This window comes from Polaromonas sp. (genome assembly GCF_030682935.1).
In the GTDB taxonomy this organism is placed as follows: domain Bacteria; phylum Pseudomonadota; class Gammaproteobacteria; order Burkholderiales; family Burkholderiaceae_C; genus Polaromonas.
The window spans coordinates 1-17603 of the sequence record NZ_JAUXNA010000391.1 but is presented as its reverse complement, the minus strand read 5'-3'; the positions used below and the strand labels follow the sequence as shown (position 1 = coordinate 17603).

Annotated in this window: 16 protein-coding genes; 7 read left to right on the top strand and 9 right to left on the bottom strand. The window is 62.0% G+C overall.

The genetic code is table 11. The features are described from left to right. Positions 1–371, bottom strand: a 371-nt coding sequence (locus tag Q8K05_RS18205) for an ABC transporter substrate-binding protein (protein ID WP_305248060.1), incomplete at its 3' end; no start/stop codon positions are given. 173 nt (positions 372–544) lie between these two features. Between Q8K05_RS18205 and Q8K05_RS18200 the strand changes: the two genes are divergently transcribed. The 3 genes from Q8K05_RS18200 to Q8K05_RS18190 are packed head-to-tail and all read left to right on the top strand — an operon-like array spanning position 545 to position 4057. Continuing rightward, complete coding sequence (locus Q8K05_RS18200; RefSeq protein ID WP_305248058.1) at positions 545–2641, top strand: molybdopterin-dependent oxidoreductase; 2097 nt, start codon at positions 545–547, stop codon at positions 2639–2641. A gap of 14 nt (positions 2642–2655) precedes the next feature. Further along, positions 2656–3756: an aminopeptidase gene (locus Q8K05_RS18195; RefSeq protein ID WP_305248056.1), complete on the top strand. Its 1101-nt coding sequence runs from the start codon at positions 2656–2658 to the stop codon at positions 3754–3756. Further along, entirely contained in the window at positions 3749–4057 is a 309-nt protein-coding gene (locus Q8K05_RS18190; RefSeq protein ID WP_305248054.1) for a polyhydroxyalkanoic acid system family protein, read from the top strand. The genes Q8K05_RS18195 and Q8K05_RS18190 overlap by 8 nt, the downstream gene beginning before the upstream one ends. Positions 4058–4112: 55 nt before the next feature. On the opposite strand, the gene Q8K05_RS18185 is transcribed toward Q8K05_RS18190, so the two are convergent. From Q8K05_RS18185 to Q8K05_RS18175, 3 genes are all read right to left on the bottom strand, one after another. After that, a complete protein-coding gene (locus Q8K05_RS18185; protein WP_305248052.1) occupies positions 4113–4367 on the bottom strand; it encodes an acyl-CoA-binding protein in 255 nt (84 codons plus the stop codon). A 22-nt stretch (positions 4368–4389) separates the two neighbouring features. Then, positions 4390–5157, bottom strand: a complete 768-nt coding sequence (locus Q8K05_RS18180; RefSeq protein WP_305248050.1) for a type III pantothenate kinase — start codon at positions 5155–5157, stop codon at positions 4390–4392. Positions 5158–5239: 82 nt separating this feature from the next. Further along, complete coding sequence (locus Q8K05_RS18175) at positions 5240–5908, bottom strand: helix-turn-helix transcriptional regulator (protein ID WP_305248048.1); 669 nt, start codon at positions 5906–5908, stop codon at positions 5240–5242. A gap of 90 nt (positions 5909–5998) precedes the next feature. Between Q8K05_RS18175 and Q8K05_RS18170 the strand changes: the two genes are divergently transcribed. Both Q8K05_RS18170 and Q8K05_RS18165 read left to right on the top strand, forming a co-directional pair. Then, positions 5999–7303: a sensor histidine kinase KdpD gene (locus Q8K05_RS18170; protein ID WP_305248046.1), complete on the top strand. Its 1305-nt coding sequence runs from the start codon at positions 5999–6001 to the stop codon at positions 7301–7303. A gap of 54 nt (positions 7304–7357) precedes the next feature. Then, positions 7358–8359 (top strand): response regulator, encoded by a 1002-nt coding sequence (locus Q8K05_RS18165; RefSeq protein WP_305248044.1) that lies wholly within the window; start codon positions 7358–7360, stop codon positions 8357–8359. 314 nt (positions 8360–8673) lie between these two features. Here Q8K05_RS18165 and Q8K05_RS18160 read toward each other — a convergent pair whose 3' ends face one another. After that, the gene (locus tag Q8K05_RS18160; RefSeq protein WP_305248042.1) at positions 8674–9117 is read right to left on the bottom strand and encodes a rhodanese-like domain-containing protein; all 444 of its coding nucleotides are present in this window, start codon (positions 9115–9117) and stop codon (positions 8674–8676) included. 196 nt (positions 9118–9313) lie between these two features. Here Q8K05_RS18160 and Q8K05_RS18155 point away from each other — a divergent pair, with 196 nt between their 5' ends. Continuing rightward, the gene (locus Q8K05_RS18155) at positions 9314–10231 is read left to right on the top strand and encodes a PPK2 family polyphosphate kinase (RefSeq protein ID WP_305248040.1); all 918 of its coding nucleotides are present in this window, start codon (positions 9314–9316) and stop codon (positions 10229–10231) included. Between the two features lie 26 nt (positions 10232–10257). On the opposite strand, the gene Q8K05_RS18150 is transcribed toward Q8K05_RS18155, so the two are convergent. From Q8K05_RS18150 to Q8K05_RS18135, 4 genes are all read right to left on the bottom strand, one after another. After that, complete coding sequence (locus tag Q8K05_RS18150) at positions 10258–10980, bottom strand: ABC transporter ATP-binding protein (protein ID WP_305248039.1); 723 nt, start codon at positions 10978–10980, stop codon at positions 10258–10260. Between the two features lie 14 nt (positions 10981–10994). Beyond that, on the bottom strand, positions 10995–12932 hold the full coding sequence (locus Q8K05_RS18145; RefSeq protein ID WP_305248037.1) for an ATP-binding cassette domain-containing protein: 1938 nt from the start codon (positions 12930–12932) through the stop codon (positions 10995–10997). A gap of 2 nt (positions 12933–12934) precedes the next feature. After that, entirely contained in the window at positions 12935–13810 is an 876-nt protein-coding gene (locus Q8K05_RS18140) for a branched-chain amino acid ABC transporter permease (RefSeq protein WP_305248035.1), read from the bottom strand. Positions 13811–13954: 144 nt separating this feature from the next. Then, positions 13955–15187, bottom strand: a complete 1233-nt coding sequence (locus Q8K05_RS18135) for an ABC transporter substrate-binding protein (protein WP_305248033.1) — start codon at positions 15185–15187, stop codon at positions 13955–13957. Between the two features lie 385 nt (positions 15188–15572). Here Q8K05_RS18135 and Q8K05_RS18130 point away from each other — a divergent pair. Continuing rightward, a partial coding sequence (locus tag Q8K05_RS18130) for a methylmalonyl-CoA mutase family protein (RefSeq protein ID WP_305248031.1) occupies positions 15573–17603 on the top strand: 2031 nt, incomplete at its 3' end.

Sequence of the window (17603 nt, the reverse complement as noted above, 5' to 3'; positions counted from 1 at the left end):
AAAGGCACTTTGGCCTTGATGGCCTGCGGCAGCGCCACCAGGCTGGTGGGTGTGCCAATGTAGCCAAACAGCGCAAACACGTCATCGGCAATCAGCTTGCGGGTGTTTTCGGCGCAGCGGTCGGGCTCGTAGCCGTCATCGAGCTTGCGGATTTCAATCAGATGTTTGCCGATGCCGCCCTGCGCATTGACCTGGTCAAAACAGACTTTGGCGCCGTTGTAAAACTGGATCCCCAGCTGCGCAGCAGGGCCGCTGAACGCCGCCGACTGGCCCAGGATGATTTTCCCCTCGGACTGGGCGCGCGCCACGCCAAAGCCAGCCAGCATCACGGCACCGGTGGTGACGGAGAATTTTCTGCGGTTAAATGTCATGATTCTGCATTCGCAAGGTAATTGAAGGCTTCAAACGGCGGCAACGCGACAGACGAAACCCAAGCGCGCCTTTCACCCGCTACTTTAGTCGAAGTCGCTCCGGATTCCGGGGTGGGTATGCCCTAAAGATCCAGCGCTTTTTGCCGGGCTGCCTTTCACGATAAAGTTGACCCATGAGCCCACCCATCCGCATCGCCCCGGGCGCCCCGGCCCGGCAACCCGCCACCGGCCCGCTGCAGGTGCGCGGCGCCTGCCCCCATGACTGCCCCGACACCTGCGCCCTGCTGACCACGGTGGAGAACGGCGTGGCCATCAAAGTGCAGGGCAACCCCGACCACCCGCAAACCGGCGGCGTACTGTGCGCCAAGGTGTCGCGCTACACCGAGCGCAGCTACCACCCCGAGCGCCTGCTGCAGCCGCTCCGGCGTTCGGGCCCAAAAGGCAGCGGCCAGTATGAAGCCGTGAGCTGGGCCAGCGCGCTCAGCGAGATTGCGGCCCGCCTCCAACCCATCGCGGCGCGAAATCCCGAAGCCATCGTGCCCTACAGCTATGCGGGCACCATGGGCCAGGTGCAAGGGGAAAGCATGGCCGGGCGCTTTTTCAACCGGCTGGGCGCTTCGCTGCTGGACCGCACGATTTGCGCCGCGGCCGGCGGCGAAGGCTTGACGCAAACGCTGGGCGGCAAGGTCGGCATGCGGGTGGAGTTTTTTGCCGAGTCCAAGCTCATCATCATCTGGGGCAGCAACTCGATTGGCAGCAATTTGCATTTCTGGCGCTACGCGCAGCAAGCCAAAAGGGATGGCGCCCGGCTGGTGTGCATTGACCCGCGCAGGAGCGAAACCGCCGAAAAATGCCACGAACACATCGCCCTGCTGCCGGGCACCGACGCCGCGCTGGCGCTGGCGCTGATGCACGAGCTGATCACCCATGACTGGCTGGACCACGACTACATTGCCCGCCACACCCTGGGATGGGACGCACTGCGCGAACGTGCGCTGCAGTGGTGCCCGGAACGCGCGGCGCAAGTGTGCGACGTGCCGGTGGAACAAATCAGGGCGCTGGCCCGCGACTATGGGCAGTGCCTGGTCAACCGGCAGCCCGCCGCAATACGCCTGAACTACGGCATGCAGCGCGTGCGCGGTGGCGGCAACGCCGTCCGCGCCGTGGCCTGCCTGCCCGCGCTGATTGGCGCCTGGCGGCACCGCGCGGGTGGCATGCTGCTGAGCAGTTCGGGCCAATTTCCGGTCGACAAGGCCGCGCTGCAGCGGCCCGACCTGCTGGCGGGACGCACGCCGCGCACCCTCAACATGGTCACCATCGGCGACGACTTGCTGCGCGATACATCGCCCGGCTTCGGCCCGAAAATTGAAGCGCTCATCGTGTACAACAGCAACCCGGTGGCGGTGGCGCCCGAGTCGGGCAAGGTGGTGCGGGGCTTTGCGCGCGAAGACCTGTTCACCGTGGTGCTGGAGCATTTTCAGACCGACACCGCCGACTACGCCGATTTCATATTGCCCGCCACCACGCAGCTGGAGCACTGGGACGTACACAGCGCCTACGGCCACACCGACGCGCTGCTGAACCGCCCGGCCATCGCGCCGCTGGGCCAGGCCAAGCCCAACACGCAAATTTTCCGCGAGCTGGCGGCGCACATGGGTTTTGCCGATGCCTGCTTTGGCGACAGCGACGAGACGCTGTGCCGTGCGGTCTATGGCGACAAGGTCGATTTCCAGACGCTGCTGGACAAGGGCTTTGCGACCCTGAAACTGCCTGCCGCGCCGTTTGCCGACGGCAACTTCCCCACAGCGTCAGGTCGCTGCGAGTTTTTCAGCGAACGGCTGGCCGCGCTGGGCCTGGACGGGCTGCCCGACCATGTGCCCAACTACGAAACGCCGGGCTCATCGAAAGCGTTTCCGCTGGCCATGATCTCGCCGCCCGCCCGCAACTTCCTGAACTCCAGCTTTGTCAACGTGAAAAGCCTGCGCGACATCGAGGGCGAGCCGGTGCTGGAAATCCATGCGCAGGATGCCGCCGCGCGCGACATCGCGTCGGGCGCCATCGTCACCGTATTCAACCAGCGCGGCGAGTACCGCGTGAAGGCCGTGGTGTCCGCGCGCGCCCGGCCCGGCGTGGTCAATGGCCTGGGCGTCTGGTGGCGCAAGCTGGGGCTGGATGGCACCAACGTCAACCAGCTCACCAGCCAGCACCTGACCGACCTGGGCCGCGGGCCGGTGTTTTACGACTGCCTGGTTGAAGTCCGGGCGGCTTGAAAAGCACACCGGCCATGACCACAACCGGACTCCGGGCGGTGCTGGCGGCAGGCGTGGCGGCCCTGCTGCTGACGGGCTGCGCCAGCCTGGGCTACTACTGGCAATCGGTCAGCGGTCATCTGCAGCTGCTCAATGCCGCCCGCCCGGTCGATGACTGGCTGGGCGATGCGCAAACACCGGCCGCGCTGAGAACCCGGCTGGCGCTGAGCCAGCGCATCCGCAGTTTTGCCGTGACCGAACTCAAGCTGCCCGACAACGCCAGCTACCAGCGCTACGCCGACTTGCAGCGCAAGGCCGTGGTCTGGAACGTGGTGGCGGCGCCCGAGTTTTCGCTCACGCTGAAAACCTGGTGTTTCCCGGTGGCCGGCTGCGTGGGCTACCGCGGCTATTTCAGCGAAGCAGAAGCCGTCGCCGAAGCCGCGCAACTCAAGAAGCAGAACCTGGAGGTCAGCGTCTACGGCGTGCCCGCCTATTCCACACTGGGCTGGCTGAACTGGGCCGGCGGCGACCCGCTGCTGAGCACCTTCGTGGCCTACCCGGAAGGCGAGTTGGCCCGGCTTATTTTTCATGAACTGGCGCACCAGGTGCTGTATGTGAAGGGCGATACCGCGTTCAACGAATCCTTTGCCACGGCCGTCGAGCGCCTGGGCAGCCGCCGCTGGCTGGACAGCCAGGCCAGCGAGGAGGCCCGCAAGGCCTACGCCGTGTTGGACAGCAGGCGCCAGCAGTTCCGGACGCTGGCCCTGGCCACGCGACGCGAACTGGCCGCAATTTACAAGAAAAATGAGGCTGTAGCGCAGGATACGCGGACGCAAGCAGCTAGCAAATCAATAGCAATTCAGCGTTTCCATGAGAACTACGCCCGGCTCAAGGCCGACTGGGGCGGCTATGCGGGCTACGACCCCTGGGTGGCGCGCGCCAACAATGCCTCGTTGGGTGCGCTGGCCGCCTACGACGATCTGGTGCCCGGCTTTGAGGCGCTGTTCGAACGCGAAGGCCGCCACTGGCCCCGGTTTTATGATGCGGTGAAACGGCTGGCCCGCCTGCCTGAAGACGAGCGGCACAATGCCCTGAAAATCCACACCGCCTACCCCACAGGAATTCCCCATGGCTGACATCCAGATCGAACGCGCGCACACCCTCAGCCTGCCGCAGGCGCGCAAGATCGCCTTCCCATGGGCCGAACAGGCCGAAGAAAAATTTGACATGGCTTGCACCTACGAGGAAGGCCAGAGCCGCGACCTGGTGAGCTTCATCCGCTCGGGCGTGAACGGCACGCTCACGGTAACAGCCGACCGCTTCGAATTGAACGCCAAACTGGGCTTTTTACTCGGCGCCTTCAAGGAAAAAATCGAGGCGGAGATCGCCAAAAACCTGGACCAACTGATGGCCGACAACCAGGCCACCGAACAATAGACCGCCGGCTTGGAAACCGTGGCCCGGTTGTCCTGCGGCCACAGGGAAATAAAAATCAGCTCAGCTCGGCAATCAGGTCGATGTACTGCTGCATGGCGTCGTCCTGCGAGGCGCCCTTGAGCTTGCTCCAGGCGTCCCACTTGACGCGCGCCACCATGTCGCCAAAGCCCGGCTTTGCATCAGTGTTGTCGCCCGCGCTGCCCTGCTTGTACAGGGCGTAGATCGTCAAAAGCGTGGCGTTGTCGGGACGCTCGCTGAGGTTTTTGGAGTCCAGCATGGCCTGGTCGAAGGCGGCTTTGAGGTCTGACATGCGTGTTCCGTTTCTAAAAATTTCAGCTTGCAAAGCGGCGGGAGGCGATTTCCAGCAGCCCGTCAAAAATCAGGTTGTCCACCAGCTCGAACTCCACCGACATGCTGGGCGCCATCTTCCAGCCGGCGCCGCCGGTCATGATGCAGGCGGGCACCTGGCCGCAATGGCGGGTGAGGTTTTCCACCATGCGCTGCACGGCGCCGGCAATCGCAAAGGTTCCGCCGCTGGTCAGCGCATCGCTCGTGTTGGTGGGGAAATCGGTCACATCGCCGGTCGGCACATGCAGGCCGGCCGTGCCCGACTCCAGCGCGCGCAGCATGATGCCGTGGCCGGGCAAGATGATACCGCCCAGAAATTTTCCGGCGGCGTCGATGGCCTCGACCGTCACCGCCGTGCCCACCATCACCACCACGCAGGGTTTATGGATGCCGCGCGCCAGCAGCCGGTGGTAGGCGCCAATCATGGCGACCCAGCGGTCGGCGCCGAGCCGCGCCGGATGGTCGTAGCCGTTGGTCAAGCCGGCCTCTTGCGGGCTCGACACCACCCAGCGCGGCGCCACCTCCCAGAGGTCCATTTGCTCGGCCACGCGCCGCTTGATGGCATCGCTGGCCACGACGCAACCGAGAATCCGCGACGGCGGGGGCATGGTGCTCCACTCGTTTTCCGCGAGTTTGTCGATGTTTTCCAAAAACACCGCGCCCTGGGCCAGCAGTTTGGCGCCCGCCACCGGCGCGTCGTACTGGGCCCATTTCAGGCGGGTATTGCCTACATCAAGTGCTAAAAATGTCATTGCGCTGAATTATGAACAGATTTGCTTCGCACCTGTTGCCGGGCTCCTAAAGGTTTTCCAAAAGGCGCGCCCGCTGCAAGCGTCAAATCAGCCCGAACCAGCAAGCGCGCTGGATCGCCGCCAGCTTGTTGTCGACCTTGAGCTTGCTCATGGCATTGGCCAGGTGAAAGTTCACGGTGCGTTCGCTGCACAGCAGCGCTTCACCGCTTTCGCGCGCCGTCATGCCCTGAAACGCCAGACGCAGGCATTCCAGTTCACGCGGACTCAAGGGGTTGCGGGCCTCGGCCAGCGCCCGCTTGAACAAGGGCCAGATGTTGAAGGCCGACCAGGCCAGCAAGGCCGGCTCACTGCGGTCGGGCCACTGGCGCGGACTGAAAAGATAGCACTCGAAAGCGCGGCCTGCGGTCAGCGGAAACGCGATCCGGACGACGCTCTGGTAGCCGTGGGCCAGCCAGAGCCTGCGCCAGCGACCCCTGTTTTCGAAAGCCGACCTGGAAATATCCTGCCAGGCCACGAGCGGCGCATCGGAGTCGCGCCAGGGCGCACCAAAATCCCGGCTCTCGGCCAGCGCTTGCGCGGCGTCCAGCAGGCGTGGGGGATGAAGGGCCAGGACCAGCCGGTCATCGTGGCCGGCAAGCGGATCGGGGCCCAGCACCAGGAGGGCTTCCACCGAAAATTCGCGCAAGGCACAGAGCCAGTCGCTGATGACACCGTCCACACGCCCACTGTCAAAGTTAGCAGGTCGCGGCATTAATTCACCGGAAAGAGAACAAGCACAATACAGCCAAATGTCAAATGCATCATCAGTCAGGTTTCCGGTTGTGCTGGAGAAATTCATAACGTGAGCAGCGCCCGCTTCAGCGCGTGGCTTGCGCGGCATCCCTTGCTCCAGTGGCTGAGCAAGGAGTTGATACTCGCACCGATGGAGCCCATTTTGCATCCATCGCCATGGCGCCTGCGGTGGCTGGGGCTGTCTATTTTTTTGGGTCATGCCCTTTATGGCTGGATATGGTCGGCCTGGCTGCCGCAACCCTATGAGAACCTGACGCTGCGGGTCATGGCCAGCCTGCTGGGCTGCAGCCTGATGACACGCCGGGTCAACCATGACCCCGGCAACCGCCTGACGCAGGTGGTCTTTGGTCTGGTGTTCTGGCTGGAGTTGCCGGTTTTGTTCAGCTGGATGTACCTTTGCAACAGCGGCAGCACAGTGTGGCTGGCCAGCATGGTTGCGATGGTGCTGATTTACTACCATGTCACCGACTGGCGCCTGGCCACCCTGGGAACGATTACGGGTGGTTTGCTGGCGTGGATCCTGTTCCAGCAACTCGAGCCAGCGGTCCCGCAGATCCCGGAGGACCAGCGCGCCGTCCATGCCGTGGTGTTTGCGTTTGCATGGTCCTTTGCACTCATGCTGAATCTGTCGTCTGCCAACCTGCGGCGGGAGCACCTGACCAGCGCCCTCGCGACGATGGGCATCATGGCGCACGAACTGCGCACGCCGCTGTCCACGGCCGCGCTGATTGGCGACGCGATCCAGCTGGAAGTGCAGCGCCACCCCGACCACCCGCGCGCACCGCAGCTGGACAAGCTGGCCTTGCGTCTGCACGCGCTGGTGCGGAACATGAACCACCAGATCGACACGCAAATCGCCAACGCCAGACTGCTGCAGCTGCCGCGCTACACCGAGCTGGTTTCCGCCGCCCAGCAGGTCCATGAGGTGGTGGCGGCCTATCCCTACCCCTCGAGCCGCCAGCGCGAGTGCGTGAAGGTGCTGATCCACAATGATTTCGTCTTCCGCTCTTGCGCCACCCAGTTTTCGCAGGTGCTGGACAACCTGATCAAGAACGCGCAGCACTCCCTGATGGCGGCTGACTCCCGCTATCCCCTTGGGGCGCTGCGCATAGAAGTAGGCCTGCTGAAGGAGCGCGGCCGTATCGTTGTGGCAGACGAGGGCATGGGGATTGACGCGGCGTTGCTGCCGCATATTTTCAAGCCTTTTTTCTCCAGCAACCGCAGCACCGGGCACGGCCTGGGTCTGGCTTTTTGCCAGCAGGTGGTTCAAAGTGCCGGCGGCAGCATTCAGGTGAAATCAGAATTCGCGGTCGGCGCGATTTTCACCATCGAGCTCCCCGTCGCGGTCGGCTAGCCGCACCAAACGGCCGAATTTTTAATGCGCTTTCGCTGATTTTTTACAACCTTGATGAACCCGACAACCCTCTCTTTTCCCCTCTACCGCCGCCCAGGGGGCGTGGTGTTTCTGGACGACGACCGGGACTATCTCGAAATGCTGGCCGAAGTCATGCCGCCTGACTGGTATGTGCGGCTGTTTCTGCGCCCGGTGGCCTGCATCGAGTTTCTGCAGCAGGAGCCTCCCCTCTGGGAGGCCGACGCGTGGGCCCAGCAGGAAATCGTCAATCGCTGGCGCCAGGGGGCGTCCCTGATTCCGCAAATCCTCCAGTACTGGCGTGAAGACGGCACGGCGCGCTTTGCACTGACCCAGGTCTGCGTGGTGGACTATTCCATGCCAGCGATGAGCGGACTGCGGGTTTTGAGCGCGTTGACGGGATGGTCGGGTTCGCGCATTTTGCTCACGGGCCGTGCCGACGAGCAACTCGCCGTATCGGCCTTCAACCGCGGCCTGATCAATCAGTTCATTCCCAAGCAGTCCGCCGAGATTCGCCTGCGCCTGACCGATGCCATCCAGAGCCTGCGGCAGTTTCCCCATGCACGCCATCAACCGACCTGGCGCGCCACCCTGACGCGTGAGCAGCATGCGCTGCTGTGCGACCCAGCCATCGCGCAGGCGCTGGAACACCTGACGCGCAGGCAGGGCTGGATAGAGCATGTCGTCATCGGATCCCCCTTCGGCGTGCTCGCGCTTGACCAGAAGGGCGGCGTGAGCTGGCTGCAGCTGGAGCCCGCCGAAAACCTGCCGGAACTGGCTGAAATGGCCGCGTCCCAGGGTTGGGATGCACCCACAGTCCAGGACATTCGCGCCGGCAAGAGACTCCTTGATCTGGAACTGCAACTGGCGCTGGGCACCAGACAACAAGCCCAGCCACGCCAGGCGTTCGCCATGGCTGGCGAGTCGGCACGCCTGTATGCGGCCCTTTTCGCGGTCAACGAGACCTTCAGTCCGGGCTTCATGCGCAGCCACGAGCGCTTTATAGCGACCTGTGGCGAAAGGCGGCTGCAGGACTAACCGCAGACCGACCAACGCGGGCGCGCCGCGCAATCGGCCAATCCCGGGGTTTGACGAGGGGTGCGATGCGCTGGGTCAGCCGAGATCCGAGGGCGGGATTGCGAAAAGCTGCAATGGCTGGTGAGAGTTTTCGTTCAAGTACGTGCATAAGGTTGTTCCGTTCATAAAAAACAAGCTTATTGAAAACTTTCTCACATATTTTTACCGTCAGCACCCTGTTATAAATAACAGGGCAGCCATCCAACGCGCCATCAACAGCCCTTATGAAGACCCATGATTAGCATCGTTGCGTTTTCATGATTTGTAGCCCGGTATTATTTCTGTCGCCAGGGCAGGCCATGAAAACGCCACCCACCCAGCAGGCCTCGATGCCCCTGATCGTCCGGATCGCCTTCAAAACCCTCCAGAATGTTGTAGGCCTCAAGGCCCAGTTCGCTGGCCCTTCGGGCAGCTGCGATAGAACGCACACCACTGCGGCACAGCAGCACTATTTTTTTTCCGTCGGGCACCGCCGCCTTCAGACCTTCGTCGAAACCGGCGTTCATCGCCATGCCGGGCCATTGCTTCCAGGCCAGCGTTAGCGCACCCGGTACATAGCCCACCCATTCCCGCTCGGCATCGCTTCGCACGTCGACCAGCACCGCCTCGCCCGACTGCACCCAGGCAAAGGCAAGCTGCGGCGCGATGTCGCCGGCGTAGCCTGACGCGGGCTGTATTTGAAACGGTGCGGACGCATTCGATGGCGTAACGGTGTGCATATCGGAACCTGTCGTGTTTTCAGCGCAAGCCGTGCCAGCAAGCACATGCTTGCCCGGGCCCGGCACTGGCCAACCGCGAGTGTATTCTTTCAACGCGGCCACAGGCATGGCGGATGATTATGGCGAGTTGGTGCGCCACGGGCGACCGGCGGGATGCAGAATCAGGGGGAAACCCCGGCAACCAACGGAAACCCTGATGTCCTCTAACCGCATTGAAGCCCCCGCGTCGCCAGACGCGCCCCCTGGCAAGGCTGACCTCAAGTCGCTGGCCAAACTGATCGCCCGGTGGCAGCCACCCCCCACCAGCGCTGTGCCGTGCGAGGGCAGTAAAAAAGGGAAAAGCTGGTCGCTGGCCGACTTCGATCCTGCGGCCAAGCCGTTTTCCGGCGGGAACAAACTGGCCGACAAGGCGGCCGTCGATATGCTGGCCATCGAGCTCGACGCACTGCAAAACCTGTTCTATGCCGACAAACGCTACAAGCTGCTGGTGATTTTGCAGGGCACCGACACCTCCGGCAAGGACGGCACCTTGCGCGGGGTGTTCAGCCGCATCAGCCCGCTGGGTGTGCACACGGTGGGATGGAAAGCGCCGAGCGAGGACGAGCGCGCGCACGACTACCTGTGGCGCATTCACCAGCTGGTGCCGCGCGCGGGCGAGATGATGATCTTCAACCGCAGCCACTACGAAGATGTGCTGGTGCCGCCCGTCAACGGCTGGATCACGCCCGCCCAGACGGCGCAGCGCTATCAGCACATCAATGACTTTGAGCGCATGCTCGCCGAGACCGGCACGGTGGTGCTCAAGTTCATGCTGCACATCAGCCTTGAAGAGCAAGGCCGGCGGCTGCAGGAACGCATTGACGACCTGGAAAAAAACTGGAAGTTCAGCATGGGCGATCTGGAGGCGCGCAAGCAGTGGCCGCAGTACCAGCAAGCCTATGAGGACCTGCTGAATGCCACCAGCACACCTTGGGCACCGTGGACGGTGGTGCCCGCCGACTCCAAGACCCATCGCAACCTGATGATCGCCACGATCGTGCGCAGCACGCTGCAACAGATGGATTTGCGCTACCCGCCCAGCGATCCGGCGCTAAAGGGCCTGAAGATCACCTGATTGGCGAACAGGCCCTCAAGGGAACCTCAGTGCCCGCCGCCCAGATAGGCCGCCCTCACTGCCGGGTCGTCACGCAGGCTGGCCGCTTCGCCATGCACCGTGATCCGGCCATTTTCCAGCACATAGCCGTAGTCAGCCACCTTCAGGGCAGCAGCTGCAAACTGCTCGACCAACAGCATGGTGACGCCACGCGCCTTCAGGTCGGCAATGATGCGGAACACCTCTTCGACCAGAATCGGCGCCAGTCCCATTGAGGGCTCATCGAGCAGCACGATTTCGGGATTCAGCATCACGGCGCGCGCCATGGCCAGCATTTGCTGCTCGCCGCCCGACAGCGTGCCGGCCAGTTGGTTGCGCCGCTCTTTCAGGCGCGGGAACAGGTCCATCGCCCGCTCAAGATCGCCCTGCACGTCACCCTTGGGGCGGCTGCCGGTCAGGCGCGGGAAGGCGCCCAAAATCAGGTTATCGGTCACCGTCATGGTGGCAAACACGCGCCGGCCTTCAGGTGAGTGGGCCAGGCCCTGCTTGGCGATGGTGTAGGACTCCAGGCCATCGATGCGCTTGCCGTGCAGGTTGATCTCGCCGGCAGTGGGCTTGATCATTCCCGATATGGCCCGCATGGTGGTGGTTTTGCCGGCGCCGTTGGAGCCAATCAGCGTGACGACCTTGCCCTTGGGCACTTCCATCGAAATGCCGTGCAGGACCTGCACCTTGCCGTATCCGGCCTCTAGATTCTTGATGCTCAACATGGTCAATTCCTTCCTTATGCGGCCGTGCCACCGAGGTAAGCCTCGATGACCTTTTCATCAGCCTGCACATCGGCGGGCTTGCCCTCGGCAATTTTCTGGCCGAAGTCGAGCACCGAGACGGTGTCGCACATGCTCATCACCACATCCATGTGGTGCTCGATCAGGATCACGGTGATGCCGTGGTCGCGGATCTTGCGGATGATGGTCACCAGCTCCTTGATGTCGGGCGCGGTCAGGCCGGCAGCCGGTTCGTCCAGCAGCAGCAGTTGCGGGTCGAGCGCCAGGGCACGCGCGATTTCCAGCAGGCGCTGTTTGCCATAAGGCAGGTTGCGCGCTTCTTCGGCGGCCAGATTAGCCAGACCGACAAAGCGCAGCAAGCCCATGCCGCGTTCGATGGCGGATGTTTCCTCGCGCCGGTAGCGCGGCGTGTGCAGCGCCACATCAACGATGTTGCTGTTGAAGGTGTGGTGCAAGCCGACCTGCACGTTTTGCAGCGCCGTCATTTCACCGAACAGCTGCACGTTCTGAAAGGTCCGCGCAATGCCTGACAGCGCGATGTCGGACGAGGTGCGCCCGACCACCGAACGCCCGGCAAAGTCGATGCTGCCGGCCGTTGGCACATAAATGCCGGTCAGCACATTCATCATGGTGCTCTTGCCCGAACCGTTCGGGCCGATCAGGCCGTGAATGGTGCCGCGCTTGATGCGCAGGTCAACCTGGTTGATCGCTTTAAGGCCGCCAAACTGCATCAGCACGCCTTTTGCAATCAACAGGTCGCCGCCTGTCTCTGCGCCACCGGCACCGGCGGCCACCGAAATGGCATCCTTGCCATCGTCCACGCCTGCCCTGCCGATGAATTCAGGTGCCGACTTGCGCACATGGAAGAGAGCGCGCACAAAACCGACGATGCCGTTTTGCAGGTAATAGACGACAAAAAGAATCATCAAGCCAAAAATGCTCAGTCGCCAGTCAGTGATCGAGTCCAGCCAGAACGCAAAGCCGGCCAGCGCCATCGTGCCGAACACCGGTATGGCCATGGCCTTGGGGCTGGTGATTTTTCTGAGAATACCCACCACCGCGCCCACCGCGATCAGGATCGCCAGCACCGAAGCCACCATGCGGAAAAGTTCCAGATCATCCAGCAGCTTGGGCAGAATCACGATGATGGCCGCGCCCAGCAAAGCCCCGGCGCGGGACTTGCGGCCGCCCATGATGACAGCCAGCAAAAACAGCACCGTCAACTCGAAGTTGTAGGTATTGGGCGAAATGTACTGCTCCGAATAGGCATAGAGACTGCCGGCCAGGCCGGCAAATCCGGCGCTGATCACGAAGGCATACACCTTGTAGCGGTAAACCGAAACGCCCATGCAGTCAGACGCCACCGGGCTGCCGCGCAAGGCCTCGAACGCACGGCCCAGCTGCGAGCGCAGGATGCGGTCCACCACGACCAGTGAAATCACCATGAGCGCAAAAGTCAGCCAGTAAAAGTCGTGGTCATTGAGCTTGTAGCCGGCAATCGATGGCTTGGGAATCGTGATTCCGAGCGGGCCTTCGGTGAGGAAGGTCATCTCGTTGATCAAAATCTGGATGATGGTGCCGAACGCCAGCGTCACCATGGCCAGGTAAGGCCCGGTCACACGCAGCGCCGGCAGGGCCAGCAAGGCGCCAAAACCGGCCGTCACGGCAATACTGGCCGGGATGATGACCCACAGCGGCGCGCCCAGCTTCATGAACAGCACGCCGGCGGTGTAGGAACCCACGCCGAACAGGCCGGCATGGCCCAGCGACACCTGGCCGGTGTAGCCGACCACGATGTCCAGTCCGTACAGCAGGATCGCGTAAATCATGATCGTGCCGACCATGTGGATGTAATAGGAATTGCTGGTCATGAGTGGCACAGCGGCCAGCAAGGCCAGCCCTAACACGGCAGCAATAAGAGTCTTGCGGTTCATCTTCAAACTTTCTTGATCGCGTTTTTACCGAACAGGCCGGCAGGTTTGAAAGCCAGTACCAGCAGCAGCAGGACCAGTCCGGGAACGTCCTTGTAGCCCGTGGAAAGGTAAAAACCAGTGGTGGTTTCAGCCACACCCAGAATGATGCCGCCCACAATAATGCCCATGCCGCTGGTCAGTCCGCCAATGATGGCGACCGCAAAGGCCTTGAGGCCCAGCACCGCGCCCATGGTGGCGCCCGTCATGGTCAGCGGCGCGATCAACGCACCCGCAAACGCAGCAGAAGCAGAAGACAGCGCATAGGAAAAGGTGATCACCAGCCCGGTGTTGATACCCATCAGCTTGGCCGCATCGCGGTCGTTGAACGTGGCGACTACCGCTTTGCCGTAAATCGTCTTGCGGTTGAAAAACTCAACGGCCAGCATCATCAGCACGGCACCCACCACCACGAGAATCTCCATGGGCAGCACATTGGCACCCAGAATCTTCATGGGTGACTCGGGCAGCGGCGAGGGGAACTTCATGTCGTCCCGTCCCCAGACATTTTCTGCCACGTTCTTGAAAATAATACCCAAGGCGATGGTCGACATGATCCAGCCGAACTCGCTCTTGATCTTGATTGCGGGACGCACGCCGATACGCTCGACCAGGCCCCCCTGGAACAGACCAAAAATAATGACCAGGGGGAGCATCAACCAGTAATTAACGCCCATGTTAACCAGGGTCAATCCGACCATGGCACCCAGCATGAGCGCATCGCCCTGACCAAAATTAAGGGTGTCGGAGGTCTGAAAGGTCAGCTGGTATCCGAAAGCAATGACCGCGTAGATCATGCCCATCGCAACACCGCTGAAAATAAGTTGAAGCAGGATTTCCATAAATTCAGTTCCACAAAATGGGTGAGCGCCTGATTACTCCGCATTGCAAGCAGGAGCAGGCGCCGATGGCGTTCGACATAAAAAAAGCACCGCGAAAGCCGAATCGGCCGGCGCGGCGCCTGTTTCTCATGTCAACCAGCCAAATTACTTCTTGGCAGCGGGTGCTGCAGCCTTGGCGTCCTTAACACGCAGGTCGCCGCTTTTCTTCATGTCTTCCGCATAGGCGTAGACCACGCGGCCTTGTTTGACTTCACCGAGCACAGGAATGTTGGCCGTGATGGCCTCATGGTCGGTCTTGGTGAAAGGCTTGTCATAGGTCGTCACGACGCCTTCAACTTTGGTATTGAGGTTTTCCAGGGCTTCGCGAATTTTAGGGCCATCCGTGCTGTTAGCCTGCTTGATGGCGGCTGCGAGCAGGTACACGGAGTCATAGCCCTGCGCTGCCGACACCGGTGAATCAATGCGGTTGTTCTTCGGCTTGAAGGTTTTCAGGTAGGCATCAATGAAGGCCTTGCGCTTTGGCGTGTCGGCCTGCTGGATGAAGGTTTGCGGCATGCGCGCACCTTCACCGCCTGGGCCGGCATTGTCAATGAAGTTGGCCATCGAGAGCGTCCAGCTGCCGATCATCGGCACCTTCCAGCCCAGCTTGGTCATGCCGTTGGCAATCTGCGCCAGTTCAGGGCCGATGGCGTAGGTGAGCACAGCCTCTGCGCCGGCTTCCTTGGCCTTGAGCAGCTGGGCGGTCATGTCCACATCCTTGACATTGAACTTCTCGACGGCGACGGGCTTGATGCCTTTGGCGTCGAGCGCTTTTTCCAGGTCTTCCCGGCCGAGCTGGCCGTAGTTGGTGGAATCCGCCAGGATGGCGACCTTCTTGAAGCCGCGGCGGGTGATGGCCTCCTCCACAATCATGGGCGCCTGGATGCTGTCGGCAGCCGCATTGCGGAAGATGTAGTTCTCGGGCTGGTCCTTGAACTGCTGCGTGACGATGCTGCCGGTGGCCACGTTGTTCATCACGGGAATCTTGGCTTCCTGGAAGAAACGCTGCGATGCCAGTGCCACACCGGTGTTGATGTAGCCGACCGTCGCAGCGACTTTTTCCTTGTTGATCAGTTCCTGGGCGATCTGCACGCCGCGCTCGTTCTTGGCCTCGTCATCACGCTCGACGAGTTGCAGCTTGCGACCGATCACGCCGCCGCTCTTGTTGATTTCCTCGGTAGCAAGCCTGACACCATCACGCATGCTCACGCCCATGGAAGAAGAACCTCCGGTGAAAGGCCCTTGCACCCCGATCTTGATCGGCTCGGCTGCGGTAGCAATGCCGGCAATGCTCAAAACAGCTGACGCAACGGCCAATTTGGCAAAACGAATATTCATGGTGTCTCCAAAGTAATAAATAGATTCTGTGTATGCGTTGGTCAACGCGACAACGCCACTTTGGCTCTTGGGGGCCGCAGGGGAACCGTTAATCTAGCCGATTTGCCCGTATGCTGCCTTAGTACTTTCCACAAATGGATCAAGATAAAAGGCGAAAAATGATGAATTTTTTTAAATCCTGACCAAAAATATTTCACATGCACCGTCATGATGCACTGCAACACAAATATCTAAGGGTTATCCCTCGCATCAAGATTCTCAAAAAAAATCAGCACACCTCAAGCCGGAAAACTTTTTGCCGACGTTTCAGTTGACGTTTACGTAAACGTAATATCATTCGACTTTGGCCTCCAGTCGGAGCCCATCGCTACAGCAGAGGAACCCCATGACCGACCTGTCCGCGGACTACAAAGCGCTCGCCAATTACCGCCCCACCCACAAGGTGCGCTTCATCACGGCCGCCAGCCTGTTTGATGGTCATGATGCCGCCATCAACATCATGCGGCGCATTTTGCAAAGCATGGGCGCCGAAGTGATTCACCTGGGACACAACCGCAGCGTGGACGAGGTCGTGACGGCCGCCTTGCAGGAAGACGCGCAGGGCATTGCCATCAGCTCCTACCAGGGCGGGCATGTCGAGTACTTCAAGTACATGGTGGACTTGCTGAAAAGCCGCGGCGGCGAACATATCCAGATATTTGGCGGCGGCGGCGGCGTGATTGTGCCGCCCGAGATTCGCGAGCTGCAGGCCTACGGCGTGGCCCACATTTTCAGCCCTGAAGACGGCCAGAAAATGGGCCTGGCCGGCATGATCGGCGAGATGGTGATGCGCTGCGACAAGGACCTGACCGGCTTTGCACCGACCAGCCTCCAGGCCATTGAAGGTCATGGCGAAATGAACTGGCGAGCGCTGGCCCAACTCATCACCGCACTTGAAAATGACAAGGCCGATGAGGCGCTGGTCCAGGCAGTACGGGCGCAGGCTGCTACCAAAAAGATACCGGTGCTGGGCATCACGGGCACCGGCGGGGCGGGCAAGTCGTCGCTCACCGACGAGTTGATCCGCCGCCTGCGGCTGGACCAGGGCGACCAGCTGCGCGTGGCGCTGATCAGCATCGACCCGTCGCGCCGGAAAAGCGGCGGCGCGCTGCTGGGCGACCGCATCCGCATGAACGCCATCAACCCGTGGTCTGCCGGCGCCCGAGTGTTCATGCGCTCCCTCGCCACGCGCGACTTCGGCTCGGAGATCAGCAAGGCCCTGCCCGATGTGCTGGCGGCCTGCAAGTGCGCCGGGTTTGACCTGATCATCGTGGAGACCTCCGGCATTGGCCAGGGCGACGCCGCCATCGTGCCGCATGTGGACGTGCCGATGTACGTGATGACGCCCGAATTCGGCGCCGCCAGCCAGCTGGAAAAAATCGACATGCTGGACTTTGCCGAGTTCGTGGCCATCAACAAGTTTGACCGCAAAGGCTCGCTCGACGCGCTGCGCGATGTCGCCAAGCAGGTGCAGCGCAACAAGGAAGCCTGGACCACGCCGGCCGACCAGATGCCGGTGTTCGGCACCATGGCCGCGCGCTTCAACGACGACGGCGTGACCGCGCTGTACCAGGCGATCAAACCCCGCTTGGCCAGCCTGGGCCTGCCGCTGGAGGGCGGCACGCTGCCGCAGGCCCTGGTGCGCCACAGCACCAACCAGTCTCCGGTGGTGCCTGCCGCGCGCACGCGCTACCTGGCCGAAATCACCGACACGGTGCGCGGCTACAAAAAGCGCGGCCGCGAGCAGGCCGCGCTGGCCCGCGAAATCCAGCAGTTGCGCGCCGCCGCGGCCATGCTGACCGTGGGCAAGCCGGACAAGGCCCGCGCCGCTGAAGCCGCGATCGACCTGGCGGAGCAGCGCGAGCAAATCCAGGATCCGGCCGCCCGCAAGCTGCTGGCCCAGTGGCCTGAAATGCAGAAAGCCTACGCCGGTGAAGAATACGTCGTGAAGATCCGCGACAAGGAAATCCGCACGGCGCTGATCACCAAATCGCTCTCGGGCACCCCGATCCGCAAGGTCGCGCTGCCCCAGTACCAGGACCACGGCGAAGTGCTGCAGTGGCTGATGCTGGACAACGTGCCGGGCAGCTACCCCTACACCGCCGGCACCTTTGCGTTCAAGCGCGAGGGCGAAGACCCGACCCGCATGTTTGCCGGTGAAGGCGACCCGTTCCGCACCAACACGCGCTTCAAATTGCTGAGCGAAGGCATGGCGGCCAAGCGCCTGTCCACGGCGTTTGATTCCGTCACCCTGTACGGCAACGACCCGGACCGGCGTCCTGACATTTACGGCAAGGTCGGCAACTCGGGCGTTTCCATTGCCACGCTGGACGACATGAAGGTGCTGTACGGCGGCTTTGACCTGTGCAACCCCTCC

Excerpts from the sequence above, each read along its gene's own strand:
- Q8K05_RS18150 (WP_305248039.1), bottom strand. The coding sequence starts at position 10,980 with ATGTTGAGCATCAAGAATCTAGAGGCCGGATACGGCAAGGTGCAGGTC.
- Q8K05_RS18200 (WP_305248058.1), top strand. The coding sequence starts at position 545 with ATGAGCCCACCCATCCGCATCGCCCCGGGCGCCCCGGCCCGGCAACCC.
- Q8K05_RS18135 (WP_305248033.1), bottom strand. The coding sequence starts at position 15,187 with ATGAATATTCGTTTTGCCAAATTGGCCGTTGCGTCAGCTGTTTTGAGC.
- Q8K05_RS18155 (WP_305248040.1), top strand. The coding sequence starts at position 9,314 with ATGTCCTCTAACCGCATTGAAGCCCCCGCGTCGCCAGACGCGCCCCCT.
- Q8K05_RS18190 (WP_305248054.1), top strand. The coding sequence starts at position 3,749 with ATGGCTGACATCCAGATCGAACGCGCGCACACCCTCAGCCTGCCGCAG.
- Q8K05_RS18165 (WP_305248044.1), top strand. The coding sequence starts at position 7,358 with ATGAACCCGACAACCCTCTCTTTTCCCCTCTACCGCCGCCCAGGGGGC.
- Q8K05_RS18180 (WP_305248050.1), bottom strand. The coding sequence starts at position 5,157 with ATGACATTTTTAGCACTTGATGTAGGCAATACCCGCCTGAAATGGGCC.
- Q8K05_RS18145 (WP_305248037.1), bottom strand. The coding sequence starts at position 12,932 with ATGAACCGCAAGACTCTTATTGCTGCCGTGTTAGGGCTGGCCTTGCTG.
- Q8K05_RS18175 (WP_305248048.1), bottom strand. The coding sequence starts at position 5,908 with ATGCCGCGACCTGCTAACTTTGACAGTGGGCGTGTGGACGGTGTCATC.
- Q8K05_RS18160 (WP_305248042.1), bottom strand. The coding sequence starts at position 9,117 with ATGCACACCGTTACGCCATCGAATGCGTCCGCACCGTTTCAAATACAG.
- Q8K05_RS18140 (WP_305248035.1), bottom strand. The coding sequence starts at position 13,810 with ATGGAAATCCTGCTTCAACTTATTTTCAGCGGTGTTGCGATGGGCATG.
- Q8K05_RS18195 (WP_305248056.1), top strand. The coding sequence starts at position 2,656 with ATGACCACAACCGGACTCCGGGCGGTGCTGGCGGCAGGCGTGGCGGCC.
- Q8K05_RS18185 (WP_305248052.1), bottom strand. The coding sequence starts at position 4,367 with ATGTCAGACCTCAAAGCCGCCTTCGACCAGGCCATGCTGGACTCCAAA.